Annotated in this window: 13 protein-coding genes and 1 pseudogene; 7 read left to right on the top strand and 7 right to left on the bottom strand. The window is 71.7% G+C overall.

Annotated elements, in window-relative coordinates; all coding sequences use genetic code 11:
• The first annotated feature begins 19 nt into the window (after positions 1-19).
• Positions 20-1,966 (top strand): helix-turn-helix domain-containing protein, encoded by a 1,947-nt coding sequence (locus I2W78_RS36320; RefSeq protein WP_196465000.1) that lies wholly within the window; start codon positions 20-22, stop codon positions 1,964-1,966.
• Positions 1,967-2,007: 41 nt separating this feature from the next.
• Here the strand turns inward: I2W78_RS36320 and I2W78_RS36315 are convergent, their stop codons facing one another.
• The gene (locus I2W78_RS36315; RefSeq protein ID WP_196464999.1) at positions 2,008-3,390 is read right to left on the bottom strand and encodes an MFS transporter; all 1,383 of its coding nucleotides are present in this window, start codon (positions 3,388-3,390) and stop codon (positions 2,008-2,010) included.
• A gap of 591 nt (positions 3,391-3,981) precedes the next feature.
• Between I2W78_RS36315 and I2W78_RS36310 the strand changes: the two genes are divergently transcribed.
• A complete protein-coding gene (locus tag I2W78_RS36310; protein ID WP_196464998.1) occupies positions 3,982-5,133 on the top strand; it encodes an acyl-CoA dehydrogenase family protein in 1,152 nt (383 codons plus the stop codon).
• Here I2W78_RS36310 and I2W78_RS36305 read toward each other — a convergent pair.
• From I2W78_RS36305 to I2W78_RS36280, 6 genes and pseudogenes are all read right to left on the bottom strand, one after another.
• A complete protein-coding gene (locus tag I2W78_RS36305; protein ID WP_230886988.1) occupies positions 5,127-5,630 on the bottom strand; it encodes a PaaI family thioesterase in 504 nt (167 codons plus the stop codon). The genes I2W78_RS36310 and I2W78_RS36305 overlap by 7 nt on opposite strands.
• Before the next feature lie 16 nt (positions 5,631-5,646).
• Complete coding sequence (locus tag I2W78_RS36300; protein ID WP_196464997.1) at positions 5,647-6,621, bottom strand: LLM class flavin-dependent oxidoreductase; 975 nt, start codon at positions 6,619-6,621, stop codon at positions 5,647-5,649.
• Positions 6,618-9,026, bottom strand: a complete 2,409-nt coding sequence (locus I2W78_RS36295; RefSeq protein ID WP_196464996.1) for a bifunctional acetate--CoA ligase family protein/GNAT family N-acetyltransferase — start codon at positions 9,024-9,026, stop codon at positions 6,618-6,620. The genes I2W78_RS36300 and I2W78_RS36295 overlap by 4 nt, the downstream gene beginning before the upstream one ends.
• A gap of 23 nt (positions 9,027-9,049) precedes the next feature.
• Complete coding sequence (locus I2W78_RS36290) at positions 9,050-10,129, bottom strand: amidohydrolase family protein (protein WP_196464995.1); 1,080 nt, start codon at positions 10,127-10,129, stop codon at positions 9,050-9,052.
• A gap of 84 nt (positions 10,130-10,213) precedes the next feature.
• Positions 10,214-11,169 (bottom strand): annotated as a pseudogene (locus I2W78_RS36285) (electron transfer flavoprotein subunit alpha/FixB family protein).
• Positions 11,170-11,197: 28 nt separating this feature from the next.
• Positions 11,198-11,977, bottom strand: a complete 780-nt coding sequence (locus I2W78_RS36280; protein WP_196464994.1) for an electron transfer flavoprotein subunit beta/FixA family protein — start codon at positions 11,975-11,977, stop codon at positions 11,198-11,200.
• Between the two features lie 145 nt (positions 11,978-12,122).
• Between I2W78_RS36280 and I2W78_RS36275 the strand changes: the two genes are divergently transcribed.
• Genes I2W78_RS36275 through I2W78_RS41515 form a run of 5 tightly spaced genes read left to right on the top strand, consistent with a single transcriptional unit; the run spans position 12,123 to position 16,671 of the window.
• A complete protein-coding gene (locus tag I2W78_RS36275) occupies positions 12,123-13,448 on the top strand; it encodes a phenylacetate--CoA ligase family protein (RefSeq protein ID WP_196464993.1) in 1,326 nt (441 codons plus the stop codon).
• Complete coding sequence (locus tag I2W78_RS36270) at positions 13,448-14,167, top strand: hypothetical protein (protein ID WP_196464992.1); 720 nt, start codon at positions 13,448-13,450, stop codon at positions 14,165-14,167. The genes I2W78_RS36275 and I2W78_RS36270 overlap by 1 nt, the downstream gene beginning before the upstream one ends.
• A gap of 14 nt (positions 14,168-14,181) precedes the next feature.
• On the top strand, positions 14,182-15,093 hold the full coding sequence (locus I2W78_RS36265; protein ID WP_196464991.1) for an SDR family oxidoreductase: 912 nt from the start codon (positions 14,182-14,184) through the stop codon (positions 15,091-15,093).
• A 1-nt stretch (position 15,094) separates the two neighbouring features.
• Positions 15,095-15,526, top strand: coding sequence for a Zn-ribbon domain-containing OB-fold protein (locus tag I2W78_RS36260; RefSeq protein ID WP_196464990.1), 432 nt, complete (start codon positions 15,095-15,097; stop codon positions 15,524-15,526).
• Positions 15,523-16,671 carry a thiolase family protein gene (locus I2W78_RS41515; protein ID WP_196464989.1) on the top strand — a complete coding sequence of 383 codons (1,149 nt, stop codon included), beginning with the start codon at positions 15,523-15,525 and terminating at the stop codon, positions 16,669-16,671. Before I2W78_RS36260 ends, I2W78_RS41515 begins: the two co-directional genes overlap by 4 nt.
• Positions 16,672-16,677: the final 6 nt, after the last annotated feature.

Raw genomic sequence — 16,677 nt, 5'->3', positions numbered from 1 at the left:
GATGAGGAATCCTGTGACCATGTCCCGCGATCACGTGCAGTCCGCCGAGCGCCCCACCGGCGACCCCGAAGCGCCCTCGTACGGCGCCGAGGCGCCGTTCCTGGAGCTGCTGGCCCGGGGCGCGCCCGCCGACGCCTACGAGCAGCCCGTGCTGCTCGCCCGCGCCCAGGGCCGCCCGGCCGAGCGGATCGCGGCGCTCGAACACGCCAAGCTGCTCGCGCTGCGCGTCCGCTCGGAGCTGGAGGGCCGGCGCCGCCGGGAGGCCGAGCTGTCGGCGCTCTTCGAGACCGCCCACGACCTGGCCGGACTGCGCGACCTGGACGCCGTGCTCCAGGCGATCGTGCAGCGCGCCCGGTCGCTGCTCGGCACCGATGTCGCCTACCTCAGCCTGAACGCCCCGGACCGGGGCGACACCTACATGCGGGTGACGGAGGGCTCGGTCGCGGCCCGCTTCCAGCAGCTGCGACTCGGCATGGGGGAGGGCCTCGGCGGCCTGGTCGCGCAGACAGCCCGGCCATACGTCACCGACGACTACTTCCAGGACGATCGATTCCAGCACACCGCCACCATCGACGCGGGCGTACGGGACGAGGGCCTCGTCGCCATCCTGGGCGTGCCCCTGATGCTCGGGCACCACGTGATCGGCGTGCTCTTCGCGGCCGACCGGCGCGCGCGGGTCTTCGAGCGCGAGCAGATCGCGCTGCTCGGCTCCTTCGCCGCCCTGGCCGCCGCCGCGATCGACACCGCCAACCTGCTCACCGAGACCCGCTCGGCCCTCGCCGACCTGGAGCACGCCAACGAGATCATCCGGGACCGCAGCGCCGTCATCGAACGCGCCTCCGACGTGCACGACCGGCTCGCCGAGCTGGTGCTGCGCGGCGGCGGGGTGCACGACGTGGCCGCCGCCGTCTCCGAAGTCCTCGACGGCACCGTCGAGTTCACCGACGCCACGGCCGCACCGGCGCAGGCCCTGGAGGCCTTCCGCACCGAAGGCCGCGCGGTACGGCACGAGGACGACTGGATCGCCGCCGTCGCCGCGGGCGGTGAACTGTTCGGCGCGCTTGTGCTGCGCGGCCACCCCGGCCTCGACCCCGTCGACCAGCGCACCCTGGAGCGCGCCGCGATGGTCACCTCGCTGCTGCTGCTCGCCCGGCGCTCCGCCGCCGAGGCCGAACAACGCGTGAGGGGCGAACTCCTCGACGACCTGCTCGACGCCCGCGACCGCGACCCCCGCCTGCTGCGCGAACGCGCCACCCGGCTGCACGCCGACCTCGACGCCACCCACGTCGTCCTGGCAGCCCGCCTCGACGGGCCCGCGGCCGACGCCGACCAGGAGGCCGACGCCCGCCGGCGCCTGTGGTCCGCCGCGTCCCACCTCGCCGCCACTCGGCACGGCCTGGCCGCCGCCCGCGACGGCGGCACGGTCCTGCTGCTGCCCCTCGACGCCGGTGCCACGGCGACAGACCTGGCCCGCCGCACCGCACGGCAGCTGGGCACGGCCGTCCACGAAGCGGTCACGGTCGGCGCCTCCGCGCCGGTCGAGGACCTCACCGCCCGCCCCGACACCGTCGCCGCCGCCTACGAGGAGGGGCGGCGCTGCCTGGACGCCCTGCGGCTGCTCGGCCGCAGTGGCGACGGGGCCGCCGCCGAGGACTTCGGCTTCCTGGGCCTGCTCCTGGCCGGCGACCGGGACATCGCCGGTTTCGTCGACCGGACCATCGGCCCCGTGGTGGCGTACGACGAACGTCGCGGCACGGATCTGCTGCGCACGCTCGCGGCCTACTTCGCCTGTGGGATGAGCCCGGCCCGCACCAAGGACGAACTCCACGTCCACGTCAACACGGTCGCCCAGCGCCTGGAGCGCGTGGCCCGTCTCCTGGGCGACGACTGGCAGACCCCGTCCCGCGCCCTGGAGATCCAACTCGCCCTGCGGCTGCACCGCTTGGCGACGCCGATACGCGACTGACCCCTGTACGCGAGGGCGCGTACAGGGGTCAGCGCTGGGCATCAGACCGTGTGCGCGTCCGCGGCCCGGGACGCCGACGGCGTGGTGTCGGAGGGCCCGACGTCGGCCAGATCCCGGTTGCGGGTCTCCTTGGCGGCCGCCACGGCGACGACCGTGAGGAGCGCGGCGGCGATCACGTACAGGGCGATGGGCGTGGAGCTGCCGTAGGCGGCCAGCAGCGCGGTGGCGATCAGCGGGGCCGGCGCGCCCGCCGCGACGGAGGCGAACTGGGCGCCGATGGAGGCGCCGGAGTAGCGCATCCGGGTCGCGAACATCTCGGAGAAGAAGGCGGCCTGCGGCGCGTACATCGCCCCGTGCAGCACCAGGCCCACGGTCACCGCGAGGATCAGGTTGCCGAAGCCGCCGGTGTCGATCAGCGAGAAGAACGGGAACATCCACAGGCCGACGCCCACCGCGCCGATCAGGTAGACGGGACGGCGGCCGATCCGGTCGGACAGCGCGCCCCACAGCGGGATGACCGCGAAGTGCACGGCCGACGCGATGAGCACGGCGTTGAGGGCGGTCTGCTTGGAGACGCCGGCGGAGGTGGTGGCGTAGACGAGGATGAAGGCGGTGATGACGTAGTAGCTGATGTTCTCGGCCATACGGGCGCCCATCGCCACCAGGACGTCACGCCAGTGGTGCCGCAACACCGCGACCAGCGGCATCTTCTCGGCCTGCGCCGCGTTGTCGGCCTTGCGTGCCTCGGCCTGCGCGAGCGCCTTCTGGAAGACGGGCGACTCGTCGACGGACAGGCGGATCCACAGCCCGACGATCACCAGCACTCCGGAGAGCAGGAACGGAATGCGCCAGCCCCAGCCGGTGAAGGCGCTCTCGGACAGGACGGCGGTGAGGAAGGACAGCACGCCGGTCGCGAGGAGCTGCCCCGCGGGCGCCCCGGTCTGCGGCCACGACGCCCAGAAGCCACGGCGTCGCGCGTCCCCGTGCTCCGACACCAGCAGGACGGCACCGCCCCACTCACCACCGAGCGCGAAGCCCTGCACGAGCCGCAGCACCGTCAGCAGCACGGGCGCCGCGCTGCCGATCGTCGCGTGCGTGGGCAGCAGCCCGATCGCGAAGGTCGCGCCGCCCATCAGCAGCAGACTCAGGACCAGCAGCTTCTTCCGCCCGAGCCGGTCGCCGTAGTGCCCGAAGACCAGCGCACCGAGCGGCCGGGCCGCGAAGCCCACGGCGTACGTCAGGAACGACAGCAGCGTGCCGACGAGCGGGTCGGACTCCGGGAAGAACAGCTGGTTGAACACCAGCGCGGCCGCCGAGCCGTACAGGAAGAAGTCGTACCACTCGATGGTGGTGCCTATGAGGGACGCGGCGACGATGCGCTTCAGTTTGCCCGGGGATGGGGGAGCGGTTGCTGGGGAGGCCATGTGCGCCACTTCCTCGTGTGCGGTGGGGACGGGTGTGTGTGCGCACACGGTAGGAATTTGCAGGTCAGGGGCACATGTGGTGGGGCTACATAGTTCGGGGGCGGGGTGTGCGTGTTGCGCCTATGTCAGTGCTAGGAGGGCCGTCTTGTGGGCTTGGTCGGTGCTGACTGAAAGCCCATGTCATCACCCGACTTCATCGCTCCCCTGCTGACTTGGCGCTGACTACGCTCCGTTGAACTCGGTCATCTTCAGGCCGATCGGACAGCGACTGTCGCCTGGTCTGGCAGGAAACTGAGGCCTGGGAACACGCGCAGTCGGGCCCTAGGGGTCAGCGATCCGCGTGCGGCCTCGCCGGGGGAGCAAGCGCGGCGCGCCCGTCGGCGACCCGCTTGCCGGCTGAGCCTGTTCCATTTGTCGCGGACGAGGCGTTCTCGTCTCCCGCACCCCGCAACGGCAGGGCTGTCGACGCGGCCAGGGACGGCCCCTTGGTCCGTTGCCTCTCCCCGCAGGCCTCCTGCCAGCCGCCGCCTTATCCGCTAACATAGAATAATTAGATAGATGAATATCCCCATGTGCTGACGAGGAGTGGCCGTGGACTTCGGGTTGACCGACGAGCAGGATCTGTTGCGCGCGACGGCACGGCAGTTCGTCGCCGACGTGTGCCCGGCCGAGAAGGCCAAGCGGTGGGACGAGGAGGGCGTCGTGCCGCCCGAACTGTTCCGGGGCATGGCCGAGCTGGGGTGGTTCTCGCTCCCGTTCAGCGAGGAGGAGGGCGGCGACGGCGGCGGTCCGCTGGAGCTCATCCTGATCGCGGAGGAGCTCGGGCGGGCCAGCTTCGACGTCGCCATGTGCTATATCGGCGTGCTCATCCCCGGCATCACCGTGTTCCGATGGGGCAGCGACGCCCAGCGTGCCTTTATTCGTGACCTGGTGATGACAGGGCGCCACCGCCTCGCCGTCGGCCTCAGCGAGCCGGACAGCGGATCGGATGCCGCGGCGCTGCGCACCACCGCCGATGACCATGGCGACCACTTCCTGGTGCGCGGCCAGAAGGCCTGGTGCACCGGCGGCGGCCTGCCCGACACGACCATCGCGACCTATGTGCGCACCGGCCCCCGGGAGCCCAAGCACGGCGGCATCAGCCTCCTGCTCGTCGACCCCGCGACGGAGGGCGTCGAGATACGCCGGACCCCGACGCTGGCCCGGCACATCCTGGGCACCAACGAGGTCTTCTTCCACGACGCCCTCGTCCCCAAGGAGAACCTCGTCGGCCCGCGCGACGAAGGCTGGAAGGTCATGCTCTCCAACATCGAACTGGAGAAGGTGATCATCAGCGGGGGATACCTGGGAGCGGCGCAGGCCACCTTGGACGAGATGCTGGAGTACGCCCGCACCCGGCACGCCTTCGGCCGTCCGATCGGCAACTTCCAGGCACTCGCCCACGCCATGGCCGACCTGCAGACCGAGATCGACTCCGCCCGGCTGCTCGCCTACCGCGCCGCCTGGCTGCTCGCCCAGGGCAAGCCGTGCACGCGGGAGGGCTCGATGGCGAAGCTCAAGGGGTCCGAGACCTATGTGGCGGCCGCCCGGCTCGGGATGCAGGTCCTCGCGGGGCACGGTTTCTCGACGGAGAGCGTGATGAGCTTCCGGTACCGGGAGTCGATCGTGGCCACGATCTCCGGGGGCACCAGTCAGATCCAGCGCAACGGCATCGCCCGCAGCATGGGACTGCGCTCCTACTGAGTCCCGCCGTCCTGCGCGGCCAGCCACTGCTGATGGCGTGCGAAATGGCCCCGGTCCCGGGTCACCCAGATCCCGGAGGCCCGGGCCAGCACGGCGCGGGTCGGCAGGAGCACCATCTCGCCCGCGATGTACCAGCGCCTGCCCTCCCGCTTCTCCACCCAGGCCCGCACCTGAAGCGGACGTTCGACCGGCACCGGCTTGACGAAGCTCACGGTCAACTCCGCCGTCACGCTCAACACCCGGTGCAGCAGAGGCAGATGGCCGAGACAGTCGTCCAGCACGGCCGCCGTCCAGCCGCCGTGCGCGACCTCGGGCCCGCCCTCCTGGTCACGCGGGCAGGCGAGTTCGAACGACGCCACGCCGTCCTCGCCGAGCCGCTCGCGCCGCACGCCCAGCCGGCAGGAACCGGCGCCGCGGCACGCCCCGCACAGCGCCACCCCGCCGGGTGTGCGCGGCGGCTCCTGGAAATCCGCCCCCGCCCAAGGCGTCGTGGACATCGTGTGCCTCCTCGCTTCAGACATCGGCAAGCAGCGGCCGCAGCTTCCCGGCGATGAGCTGCACCTGCCGGGCCACCATCTCCTCCGGCATCCCGGCCAGCGAGGCCCACAGGAACACGCCCTCGACCGGCAGCCCCGCCACATACGCCCTGATGGCCTCGGCCGTCTTTTGCGGGGTGCCGTACAGGAACTGCCCGAACCCGGTCGCGTTCAGCCCCTTCTCCCGCCACTTCTCGGGATCGATGGGGCGCGGGACCGGCTGGTCGGTCCCCTCGACCATGTAGCGGCGGTAGCTGTCCCACTGGTAGGCCAGATGTCTGCGCACCACCGGCCAGTCGCCCTCGGGATCCTCGGTGACGAACGTGGTGAACGAGCCCTGCATCCTGGCCGCCGACCCGTCGTGTCCGCTCTCGGCCAGCCCGTCCAGGTACGGCGCCAGCAGCGCCGGGTTGAGCGACAGCAGGCCCGTGCCGAGCCGGCCGGCCCGCCGGGCGCCCTGCGGACCCTGGTAGCCGAGCCAGATCGGCAGGGGGTCCTGGACCGGGCCGGGAGTGACCAGCGATTCGGCCCACAGACCGCGGATCTGCCGTACCCGCTGGTCGGTCGTGGTGTAGCGCCTGCCCAGGTCGGCGCCGTACAGCCGGTACTCGGGGACCCGGTAGCCGGTGCCGAGGCCGAGGTCCAGGCGGCCGTCGCTGATGAGATCCACGACCGCGGCCTGCTCGGCGATCTCCGGGGCCGCGTGCAGCGGAGCGGGGATGACCGCCGTGCCCAGGCGCACCCGGCGGGTGCGGGCAGCGGCCGCGGCCGCCATGGTGAGCGGCTGGGGGAGATACCCGTCCTCGAAGCCGTGGTGCTCGGAGAACCAGACGGAGTCCAGACCCAGCCGGTCCGCCTCCTCGCACATCTCCAGCGCGAAGCCGTACACCCGCGACCAACTCCGCTGCCACTCGGGCGGGTTGCGCAGGTCGAAGTAGATGCCGACCTTCATGAGTGAGTCCCTCCCGTTGCGTTGGCCGAGACCCGGATCGTCGCGTGCGCTACGGCCACCCCGTCCCCGGGCGACAGCAGCCGCACCGGCCGCAGGTCCAGCGCTTCGATCTCGGGCAGGTCCTCGACCATCGCCGAGATCCGCAGGACGGTCTCCTCCAGCGCCGCGAACTCCACACCCCGGCCTTCCAGCAGGGGAGTCGCCCGCAGCGAGCGGACCATCTCGCGGGCGTCGCGATCGGTGAGCGGCGTGACCCGGTACACGACGTCCGCCATGAGGTCGGCGTAGTCCCCGGTCAGGCCGAAGGCGACCACCGGCCCGAACACCGGGTCGGAGGAGACGGAGAGGAACGCGTCCGGGCCGGGACCGGGTTCTGTGTCGCGTACGGCGATTCCGTACGAGGCGAGTACTTCGGTGGCGATCCGCTCGGGAACCGGGCCGGGCGGGCGTCCCGCCAGCAGCGCGCGTGCCCGCTCGACGTCGACTCCTGGGAGGTCGGGCACGACGCCGGCCGGGGTGCTGCGCCAGGCCTGGTAGGCCGCCGCGTGTCCGAGGGAGCCGGCCGCCGCCTCGGGGAACGTGTACGTCGGCACCACCAGGTCGCCCCGGTGCAGGAGTTCGGCGACGCCCGCGCCGGCCAGGAAGCTGGCGACGACCGGTTTGTCGGGGCGGGCGGCGGCCGCGTCGAGGATCGCCGACGCCACCTCGTCGGCCTTGTCCGCCAGCGGCGGCATGAACAGCACGATGGCCGCGTCGACATCGTCGTCGGCCAGGACCGCGTCCAGCGCCTCGCGGTAGTGCGCGGCGGTGGCCCTGGGGGTCAGGTCGACCGGGTTCGAGACGTCCGCGTGCGGTGCCAGGGCCGCGCGGAGTGTCTGCCGGGTGCGCTCGCCGAGTGCGGGGACGCGCATTCCGCTCGCCGCGCACGCGCCCGCCGTCAGCGCCGCGGGCCCGCCGGCGTTGGTGATCACGGCGACCCGGTCGCCGGGCGGGGGCGGCTGGTGGGCGAGCAACAGGGCGACGTCGAACAGCTCCTGGAGACTGCGGGTACGGATCACGCCGGACTGGGCGAACAGCGAGCTCACCGCCGAGTCGGCGGGGCCGGGGTGGACTGCGACGATCGGTTTGCGCGGCGCGATCCGGCGGGCGATCCGGGCGAACCGGCGCGGATTGCCGAAGGTCTCGACGTGCAGCAGGATCACCGAGGTCCCCGGGTCCTCCTCCCACCACTGGAGCAGATCGTTGGTCGAGACGTCGACGGCGTGGCCCACCGACACGAACCCCGAGAAGCCGAGCCCGAGCCGCCGGGCGAAGTCGAGCACGGCGAGCCCCAGCGGCCCGGACTGGCTGGACATCGCCACCCGGCCGGGCGCCGGCAGGGCGGGGGAGAAGGTCGCGGCCAGCCGCGCGGCGGGCGTCGTGTTGACCACGCCCATGCAGTTCGGGCCCACCAGCCGCATACCGGAGGAGCGGGCGGAACGGGCCAGTTCGAGCTCGGTCGCCCTGCCCTCGGGTCCGGTCTCACCGAAGCCCGTGGAGACGACGACCACCGCCTTCACTCCGGCCTGCGCGCACTCCCGTACGGCCTCGGGCACCGCCTCGGCCCGTACGGCCACCAGCGCCAGCTCCGGCGGCTCGGGCAACTCGGCGATACTCGCGTACGCCCGTGTCCCGGCGACCCGCTCGGCCCGCGGGTTCACCGGGTACACGTCGCCGCCGAAGCCGCCGCGCAGCAGGTTGGCCACGATCTCGTGACCGATCGTCAAGGGGCTGCGGTTGGCCCCGATCACCGCCACCGACCGTGGTTCGAGCAGGGGCCGCAGAGAGCGCCGTACGGCGGTCTGCTCCCGGCGCTCGGCCCGGGCGACGGCGAGAGTCTGCGGGTCGATGGCGATCTCGAAGTGGATGATCTGGCCGGGTGGACCGGTCTCGATCCGGTAGCCGGAGCCGAAGAACACGTTGATCATCCGGGTGTTGTCGGCCAGGACGTCGGCCTCCAGCACCCGGATGCCGCGGGCGCGTGCGGCGGCGGCGATGTGCTCGAGCAGCAGCCGGCCGAACCCCTCGCTCTGATGGTCGTCCCGGATGGTGAAGGTGACCTCGGCGTGCTCCGGATCCTCCGGGTCACGGACGTACCGCACCAGCCCGGCGATCTCGTCGCCGGCCAGGGCGACGAGGGCCAGTTCATTGAGGTAGTCGACGTGCGCGCCGCGCCGGATGACGTCGTCGCGGGCGCGGACCACCGGGCCGAGCGAGCGATAGGCCAGGGTGGCCCGGGACAGGCTGCCGACGAAGGCCACCAGGCGGTCGGCGTCCTCGGGCCGGACGGGCCTGACGAAGGTCGACCGCCCGGTCCTGACGAGCCCGGGCCGCTCGAGGTCCTCGGGGTATTCAGGCGTGGTCACAGGTGTCTCGCCGCCGGCGGAGCTCAGACGGCCGCCTCCTGGGGAGTCTGCTCGGGCAGCTTGAACAGCTCGTTGAAGGTGCCGCGCGTGACACGCTCGCGGACGTCGTCCGGCACGCCGTCGAACAGGTCGTGGAGCGTGGACTGGGTGTGGCCGTAGGTGCCTTCCAGGTGGGGGTAGTCGTCGCCCCACATCACATTGCGGTAGCCGGTCGACTCGACGATCTCCACCGAGCTCTTGTCGTGCTGGAAGGACGCGTACACCTGCTGCCTGATGATCTCGCTGGGCAGCCGGCTCAGCTTCGGCCGGACGAACATGCCGTGCTGGCGGTACGCCTCGTCCATGCGGTCACCGATGGCGGGCACCCAACCCGCGCCGCCCTCCGCGATCAGGATCTTGAGGTCGGGGTGACGGTCCAGCGCGCCGCCCGCGACCATGTGGGACACCACGCGCATCCCCGGGTAGGTCGTCTCTATGTAGTTGACGACGGCGCCGCCGGGCCCGCGGAAGACGACGTTCTGACCGCCGGTGCCGATGTGGAACCCGAGCACCATGCCCGCCCGCTCGGCCGCCGTCCACAGCGGCTCCCAGCGGTCGAGGGCGTACTCCTCGCCCTCGCGTGTCGAGCAGGGCAGGAACACCGCCTGGAAGCCCATCTCCGCCGCCCGCTCCAGCTCGGCGACCGCGTCGCCGATGTCGGCCGTGGAGACACAGGCGGTGGTGATCACGCGCTTGTTCCGCTTGAGGATCTCCTCGTGCGCCCAGTCGTTCCAGGCCCGCACGGTCTCCCGGGCGAGCTCCCGGTCGGTGATCGACACGAGCCAGAAACCCATGGAGGGGAAGGCCAGTTGGGCCCACACGCCCTCCTGGTCGAGGTCCTTGAGCCGGACCTTCAGGTCCCAGGCGCCCGGCGGGCGCATCGCGTCCATGAAGTCGCCGAGCTGGCGGTCGATGCGCTCGCCGTCGATGTAGAGCATCTCGTACTTCTCGCCGCGCTCACTGCGCGGGGCACGAGCGCCGAGCCGCGCGGGCAGCCTCTCGGTCCACACGTCGGCGGGTTCCATCACGTGCGAGTCCCCCGAGTTGACCCAGATCTTCGACATGACGCTCCTTCGGGTCAATGGTTGTAATCAGTTAGCGATTTTAGTTGTATCGTGCGTGGAAGGGAAGGCCCGAGCGGTGAAAGGTCAGCTGCGGCGGCGCTCGATCTCCGCCACCAACTGCGGCAGCACCTCGAACAGGTCCCCACGACGCCGTAGTCGGCCAGTTCGAAGATCGGGGCGTCGGCGTCCTTGTTGACGGCGACGATGGTCTTGGACGTCTGCATGCCCGCCCGGTGCTGGATCGCCCCGGAGATGCCGGCGGCGAGGTAGAGCTGCGGGGACACCTGGGTGCCGGTCTGGCCGACCTGGTGGCTGTGCGGGTACCAGCCGGCGTCCACGGCGGCACGGGAGGCCCCGACGGCGGCGCCCAGCGCGTCGGCGACCCGCTCGACCACGGCGAAGTCGCCGTTCACGCCCCGGCCGCCGGAGACCACGACCTCGGCCTCGGTCAGCTCGGGACGGTCGCCGCGCTCCCGTGGCGTGCGGGACAGGACCCGTACGGCGGTGGCGGCCGGGCCGAAGGAGATGTCCTGCTTCTCGACGACCGGGGTGACGGGGGCGGGTTCGGGCGCGGTGGCGTTCGGCTTGACCGTGATGACCGGGACGCCCTGCGTGATGTGTGCCGTGACCTGGTACGTCGCCGCGAACGCCGACTGCTCGGTGACCGGCCCGTCCGGCCCCGCGGTGACGTCGACGGCATCGGTGACGAGCCCGGAGCCGAGGCGGATCGCGACCCGTGCGGCGGCCTCCTTGCCGTCCGGCCCGGACGGCAGCAGGATCGCCGCCGGGCCGGTGCGCTCGGCGATCTGGGTAAGGGCATCGACGGCCGGGGTGACGAGGTACTCGTCGACCTCCGGGGCGTCCACGACATAGACCTTGCGGGCGCCGTACCGTCCGAGGGTCTCGGTCGCGGTGTCAGCGCCGGAGCCCAGGAGGACGGCGGACGGTTCGCCCAACCGGCGGGCCAGGGTGAGCAGTTCGAGGGTCGGCTTGCGTATGACGCCGTCGGTGTGGTCGACGAGGACGAGGATCTCGGCCATGGTGGCGCGCTCCTTTCCGGGGGTCGGGTCAGATGAACTTCTTCGCGGTCAGGAATGCGGCGAGCGAGGCGCCGGCCGCCCCTTCGTCGGCGACGATCTCGCCCTTGGAGCGCGGGGGGCGTCTGGCCGCGGCGTCCACGGCCGACCGGGCGCCGCCCCGACCGACCTGCTCCGGTTCGATGCCGAGGTCGGCGAGGTCGAGGGTCTCGAGCGGCTTCTTCTTCGCGGCCATGATCCCCTTGAACGAGGGGTAGCGTGCGTCGCCGGAGCGGTCGGTCACCGACACCACGGCCGGCAAAGTGCCCCGCACGCGCACGGTCGCCCCGTCGCCCTCACGGCGCCCGGTCACCGTGCCGTCCTCGACCGCCAGCTCCTCCAGATGCGTGACGGCCGGGACGCCGAGCCGCTCGGCCAGCATCGCCGGCACGACGCCCATGGTGCCGTCTGTCGAGGCCATCCCGCACAGCACGAGATCGAAGCCGTGCCGCTCGATCGCCCTGGCCAGGACGAGTGACGTACCGAGCGCGTCGCTGCCCTCGATCTCGTCGTCGCTCACATGGATCGCCGAGTCGCCGCCCATGGCCAGCGCCTTGCGCAGCGCGTCCCGGGCGTCGTCGGGGCCGACGGTGAGGTAGCTGATCTCGGCGTCGACGCCGGACTCGGCGAGCCGCAGGGCCTGTTCGACGGCGTACTCGTCGAGCTCGGACAGCAGTGAGTCGACCGACGCGCGGTCGGTGCTGCCGTCCTCGGTGAAGCCGCGGTCGGCCGCGGCGTCGGGCACGTGTTTCACGCAGACAACGATCTTCACGACACCCCTTCGGTTGGTTGAATGAGTTCTAATAGTTAACTATATGGATCGGCGGCGCGCGATACCTAGCCTTGAATCCGTCGAATTGGTTGACTGATTGCGCTGATAGCTGGAAGATCTGGGCACTGAGCCGCGAGGAGGCGCCATGGTCGGTGACAGGGACACCGCTGACAGGTACTTCGAGCCGCAGGTGGAGACCATGCCCCGCGAGGAACTGCGGGCGCGGCAGGAGGAACGGGTCCTGGAGCTCGTCGAGTACGCCTACGCCAACTCGGCCTTCTACCGCGAGCTCTGGGACGAGCACGGGGTGCACCCGAGGGACATCCGGTCGCTGCGGGACTTCCGGGCGCGCGTGCCGTTCATCACGAAGGACATGGTGCGCGCCCACCGGGCCCGCACGGGCGACCCCTTCGGAGGTCTGCTGTGCGTACCGCCCGAGGAACTCACCTCGGTCTCGTCCAGCTCGGGCACCACCGGCGACCCCGAGTTCTTCGCCGAGATCTGGCAGGACGCGCCGCCCCTGGTGACCGCGCAGGTGCGCGACCTGTGGGAACTCGGCCTGAGGCCCGGGGACCGGGTGCTGAGCCCGCCCGGCACCTTCCGCAACCTCATGGACCCCGGCTACCAGGCGCTCGGCGCCGTCGTCATCGAGGTCGACACCTGGCTCGGCAAGATGCACGAGGTCGTCGAGGCCCTGCGCACCTACCGCCCCGCCTACCTCCAGATGATGTATCCGCAGATGGTGGAGCTGGAGCACCTCGCCGACAAGACGGATCTGAGGGAGGCCTTCTCCTCCCTCAAGGGCGCCTCCTGCGCCGGGCAGCCACTCAGCCGGAAGATGCGCGAGCGGATCCGCGACGACTGGGGCATCGACGTCTACGAGTACACCAGCGCCGCCGACACCGGCACCGCCTGGGAGTGCCGCGAGCACGACGGCTTCCACCTCTGGGAGGACACCGTCCTCGCCGAGTGCGTCGAGGTCGACGAGCGGGGCGGCTGGCGCGACGTACCGGAGAGCGACCTCGGCGAACTGGTCGCCACCGACCTGGACAACCGCGCCGCCCCGCTGATCCGCTACCGCAGCGAGGACCTGGTCCGGCTGTCCCGGGACACCTGCGGCTGCGGACGCACCCACGCCCGGATGTGGGTCGCCGGACGCCGTGGCGACGAAACCGTCGTCCGGGGACGCTCCGTCGTCCTGCGGGACATCTGGCAGGCGGTGGAGGACCAGCCGGAGACGGTCGCGGGCGTCTTCCAGATCGTCCGGTCCGGCCGCGAGGTCGAGGAACTGCGCCTCCGTGTGGGCTACGACCCCCATCTCACCGGTGACGTCGACGCGCTGGCCGGCCGGCTGAGCGAGGCCGTGCGGGAGCGGACCGGGGTCAAGCCCGTGCTCGACATGCGCCCCGAGGAGGACCTGTTGAAGACCATGACCAGCGTCGCCAAGTTCCCCCGGGTGGTGAAGAGCTGATGGCTCGCGCCGACACCCTGGCCCGGGCCAGGGAACTCGACCGCCCGGAACTCGCCTACCTCGTCCGCGTCCCCACCGCCGCCGGCGTCCGGGAAGTGGAACTGACCTGGGCCGAACTCGCCCGGGACACCGAGTGGGTCACCGCACGGCTGCGCGAGCACGGACTGGCAGCGGGCCGACGGGCGTTGCTGACAGCGTCCGGCTTCGAAGGCTTCTGGGGGCACGCCGTGATCGGCGCCCTGCGTTCGCTGAAGGTGACGTACGGCATCGCCGAGGCGATGGGCTGGGACCACCGCCGCACCTCGGTCTTCCACCGCGAACTGCGCCCGCACGCGGTGATCGGCCTGTCCGCCGAGACCCTGGAGGGCCTCTCCGGGGCCGCCGACGTCGGCGAGATGTTCCGCTCGACACCGGTCGTCCTGGCCCGGCCCGCCGCCCTACCCGTGCTGCGCGGAGTGGGGGTGCCCGCCTGTCTGTTCTCGGCCGTGGGTCCGGCTCTGGCCATCGAGTGCCCGGAGCGGAGCGGCGCGCACGTCAACGCCGCCGAGTGGCGGGTCGGCGAGCGGGACGGGGAGCTGTGCGTGGCCGCGGGGGAGCGACGCACCTCACCGTTGCCCGAGACCCGGCTCGGCATCCCCGGCCGCGTCGTCGCCGACCGCTGCGCCTGCGGCAGCGAGGACCCGCGGGTGCTGTTCACCGATGCCGGCCCATCACTGTGATCGAGGAGTCGAGGATGTCCGAAGGAGTGGTCGACGGCCGAGTCGTGGTCGTCACCGGCGCCGGAAACGGCATCGGCCGGGCACACGCCCTGGCGTTCGCCGCGCACGGCGCGAAGGTCGTGGTCAACGACCTCGGCGGAGCACGCGACGGGGGCGGTGCCTCGGCCGGACCCGCCCAGGCCGTGGTGGACGAGATCGCCGCGGCCGGCGGCGAGGCCGTGGCCAACACGGACGACATCTCCACCTGGGACGGCGCCGGCCGGCTCGTCCAGCAGGCCGTCGACACCTATGGCGGCCTGGACGTGCTGGTCAACAACGCCGGCATCCTGCGCGATCGGATGATCGTGTCGATGACCGAGCGGGACTGGGACAGCGTGCTCGCCGTCCACCTCAAGGGCAGCTTCGCCACCCTGCGCCACGCGGCCGCGTACTGGCGCGAGCGCGCCAAGACCGGCCACGTCAACGACGCCCGGGTGATCAACACGACCTCCCCGTCCGGCATCTTCGGCAACCCGGGCCAGTCCAACTACGGCTCCGCCAAGGCCGCAGTCGCCAGCCTCACCCTCATCGCCGCCGCCGAACTCGCCCGTTACGGAGTGACGGTGAACGCCATCGCACCCACCGCGCTCACCCGGCTGACCGAGGACATCGAGATGATGCGGCAGGCCGCTCGGACGCAGGACCTGACTCCCGAGGCCATCTCCCCCCTCGTCGTCTGGCTCGGCTCGGCCGCCTCACGCGAGGTCACCGGCCGCGTGTTCGGCGTCATGGGCAACCGGATCACTGTCCTGGAGGGCTGGGTCAACGGCCCCGGCGCGAGCGCCGAGAACCGGTGGACGCCTCAGGAGCTCACCTCCGTCGTGCCGAACCTCGTGGCCAAGGCGGCACCGAACGCCGACGCCCTCGGCAACCGGAACGGAGCGTGACATGACGACCCGACGGCCTGTCGCCGAGTCCCTGTTCACCTGGCCGGACGCCCCGCTGCGGCTCATCGGATCCGAGTGCGCGGCCTGCGGGCTGGTGAGCTTCCCGGCGGCCCCCGACTGTGTGCGATGCGCGAGCGCGGAGTCGAAGGAACGGATCCTCGCGGACCACGGGACCCTCTGGACGTACACCACCCAGAACTTCCGTCCACCGTCCCCGCCGTACGACGGCCCCGAGTCCTTCGAGCCCTACTCGGTCGGCTACGTCGAACTCCCCGGCGAACTGCTGGTGGAGGCCCGCCTCACCGAACCCGACCCGGACAAGCTGCGCATCGGCCAGACCATGCGACTCACCCTCGTGCCCTACGCCGTTCAGGACGACGGCACCGAGGTCATGACGTTCGCTTTCGCCCCGGCCGAGGAGGAGACACCGTGACCGAGGCCGTCATCATCGGCGTGGGACTCCACCCCTTCGGGAGGTTCCCCGGGAAGCCGGCGCTGGACATGGGCGCGGAGGCGGTGCGGCTCGCGCTCGCTGACGCGGGCGTCAAGTGGCCCCAGATCCAAGGCGGTTACATCGGCAGCTACGAGGTGGCGAACCCGGACGCCATAGTCGGACGGCTCGGCCTGACCGGAATCCCCCTGCGCGGGGTGTTCAACGGCTGTGCCACGGCCGGTACGGCCATCGCCCTGGCCTCCCGCGCCATCGAGACCGGCGAGCACGACCTGACCGTCGCCATCGGCCTGGACAAACACCCGCGCGGCGCGTTCGCCGCCGATCCGTCCGTGGCCGGCATCCCTTCCTGGTACGGGCAGACCGGGCTCTTCCTCACCACCCACTTCTTCGGCATGAAGATCAACCGCTATATGCACGAGCACGGCATCTCCCACGAGACGCTGGCCCGCGTGGCGGCGAAGAACTTCGGCAACGCCGCCGCGAACGACAAGGCCTGGCGCCGCACCCCGCTCTCGGTGGAGGAGATCCTGGCCTCACCGATCCTCAACTACCCGCTCCGGCAGTACATGTACTGCGGCCCGGACGAGGGCGCGGCGGCGGTCGTGCTGTGCCGGTCCGACCAGGCGCACAGGTACACCGGCAAGCCCGTACGGGTCCGTGCCACCGCCCTGCGCAGCCGCCGCCTCGGCGCCTTCGAGGTGCAGAGCCCGTCGTTCCCGGTCGGAGAGCCCGTCGACAGCCCGACCGTGGACGCCTCCAAGGCGGCGTACGAACGGGCGGGCATCGGCCCGGAGGACGTCGACGTCGCCCAGCTCCAGGACACCGACGCCGGGTCGGAGATCATCCACATGGCCGAGAACGGCCTCTGCAAGGACGGCGAACAGGAGCGTCTGATCGCCGAGGGCGCCACCGGGATCGGCGGCCGGCTCCCGGTCAACACCGACGGCGGACTGCTCGGCAACGGCGAGCCCATCGGCGCGTCCGGCCTGCGCCAGATCCACGAGATCGTCCTCCAGCTGCGCGGCAGCGCGGGAGCCCGGCAGGTCCCCGGCACGCCCCGCGTCGGATACACCCACCTGTACGGCGCGCCCGGCGCGTCGGCGGTGACGATCCTCTCGACCTGAACGCAC

Origin of the sequence: Streptomyces spinoverrucosus (assembly GCF_015712165.1) — a bacterium.
GTDB lineage: Bacteria > Actinomycetota > Actinomycetes > Streptomycetales > Streptomycetaceae > Streptomyces > Streptomyces spinoverrucosus_A.
Note: the sequence above shows the minus strand (reverse complement) of the source record. Positions and strands in the feature narration are given on the sequence as shown.

Bases quoted from the DNA above. Each gene is read 5' to 3' on its own strand.
- I2W78_RS36320 (WP_196465000.1), top strand. From the start codon at position 20: ATGTCCCGCGATCACGTGCAGTCCGCCGAGCGCCCCACCGGCGACCCC.
- I2W78_RS36315 (WP_196464999.1), bottom strand. From the start codon at position 3,390: ATGGCCTCCCCAGCAACCGCTCCCCCATCCCCGGGCAAACTGAAGCGC.
- I2W78_RS36305 (WP_230886988.1), bottom strand. From the start codon at position 5,630: ATGTCCACGACGCCTTGGGCGGGGGCGGATTTCCAGGAGCCGCCGCGC.
- I2W78_RS36300 (WP_196464997.1), bottom strand. From the start codon at position 6,621: ATGAAGGTCGGCATCTACTTCGACCTGCGCAACCCGCCCGAGTGGCAG.
- I2W78_RS36290 (WP_196464995.1), bottom strand. From the start codon at position 10,129: ATGTCGAAGATCTGGGTCAACTCGGGGGACTCGCACGTGATGGAACCC.
- I2W78_RS36275 (WP_196464993.1), top strand. From the start codon at position 12,123: ATGGTCGGTGACAGGGACACCGCTGACAGGTACTTCGAGCCGCAGGTG.
- I2W78_RS36270 (WP_196464992.1), top strand. From the start codon at position 13,448: ATGGCTCGCGCCGACACCCTGGCCCGGGCCAGGGAACTCGACCGCCCG.
- I2W78_RS36265 (WP_196464991.1), top strand. From the start codon at position 14,182: ATGTCCGAAGGAGTGGTCGACGGCCGAGTCGTGGTCGTCACCGGCGCC.
- I2W78_RS36260 (WP_196464990.1), top strand. From the start codon at position 15,095: ATGACGACCCGACGGCCTGTCGCCGAGTCCCTGTTCACCTGGCCGGAC.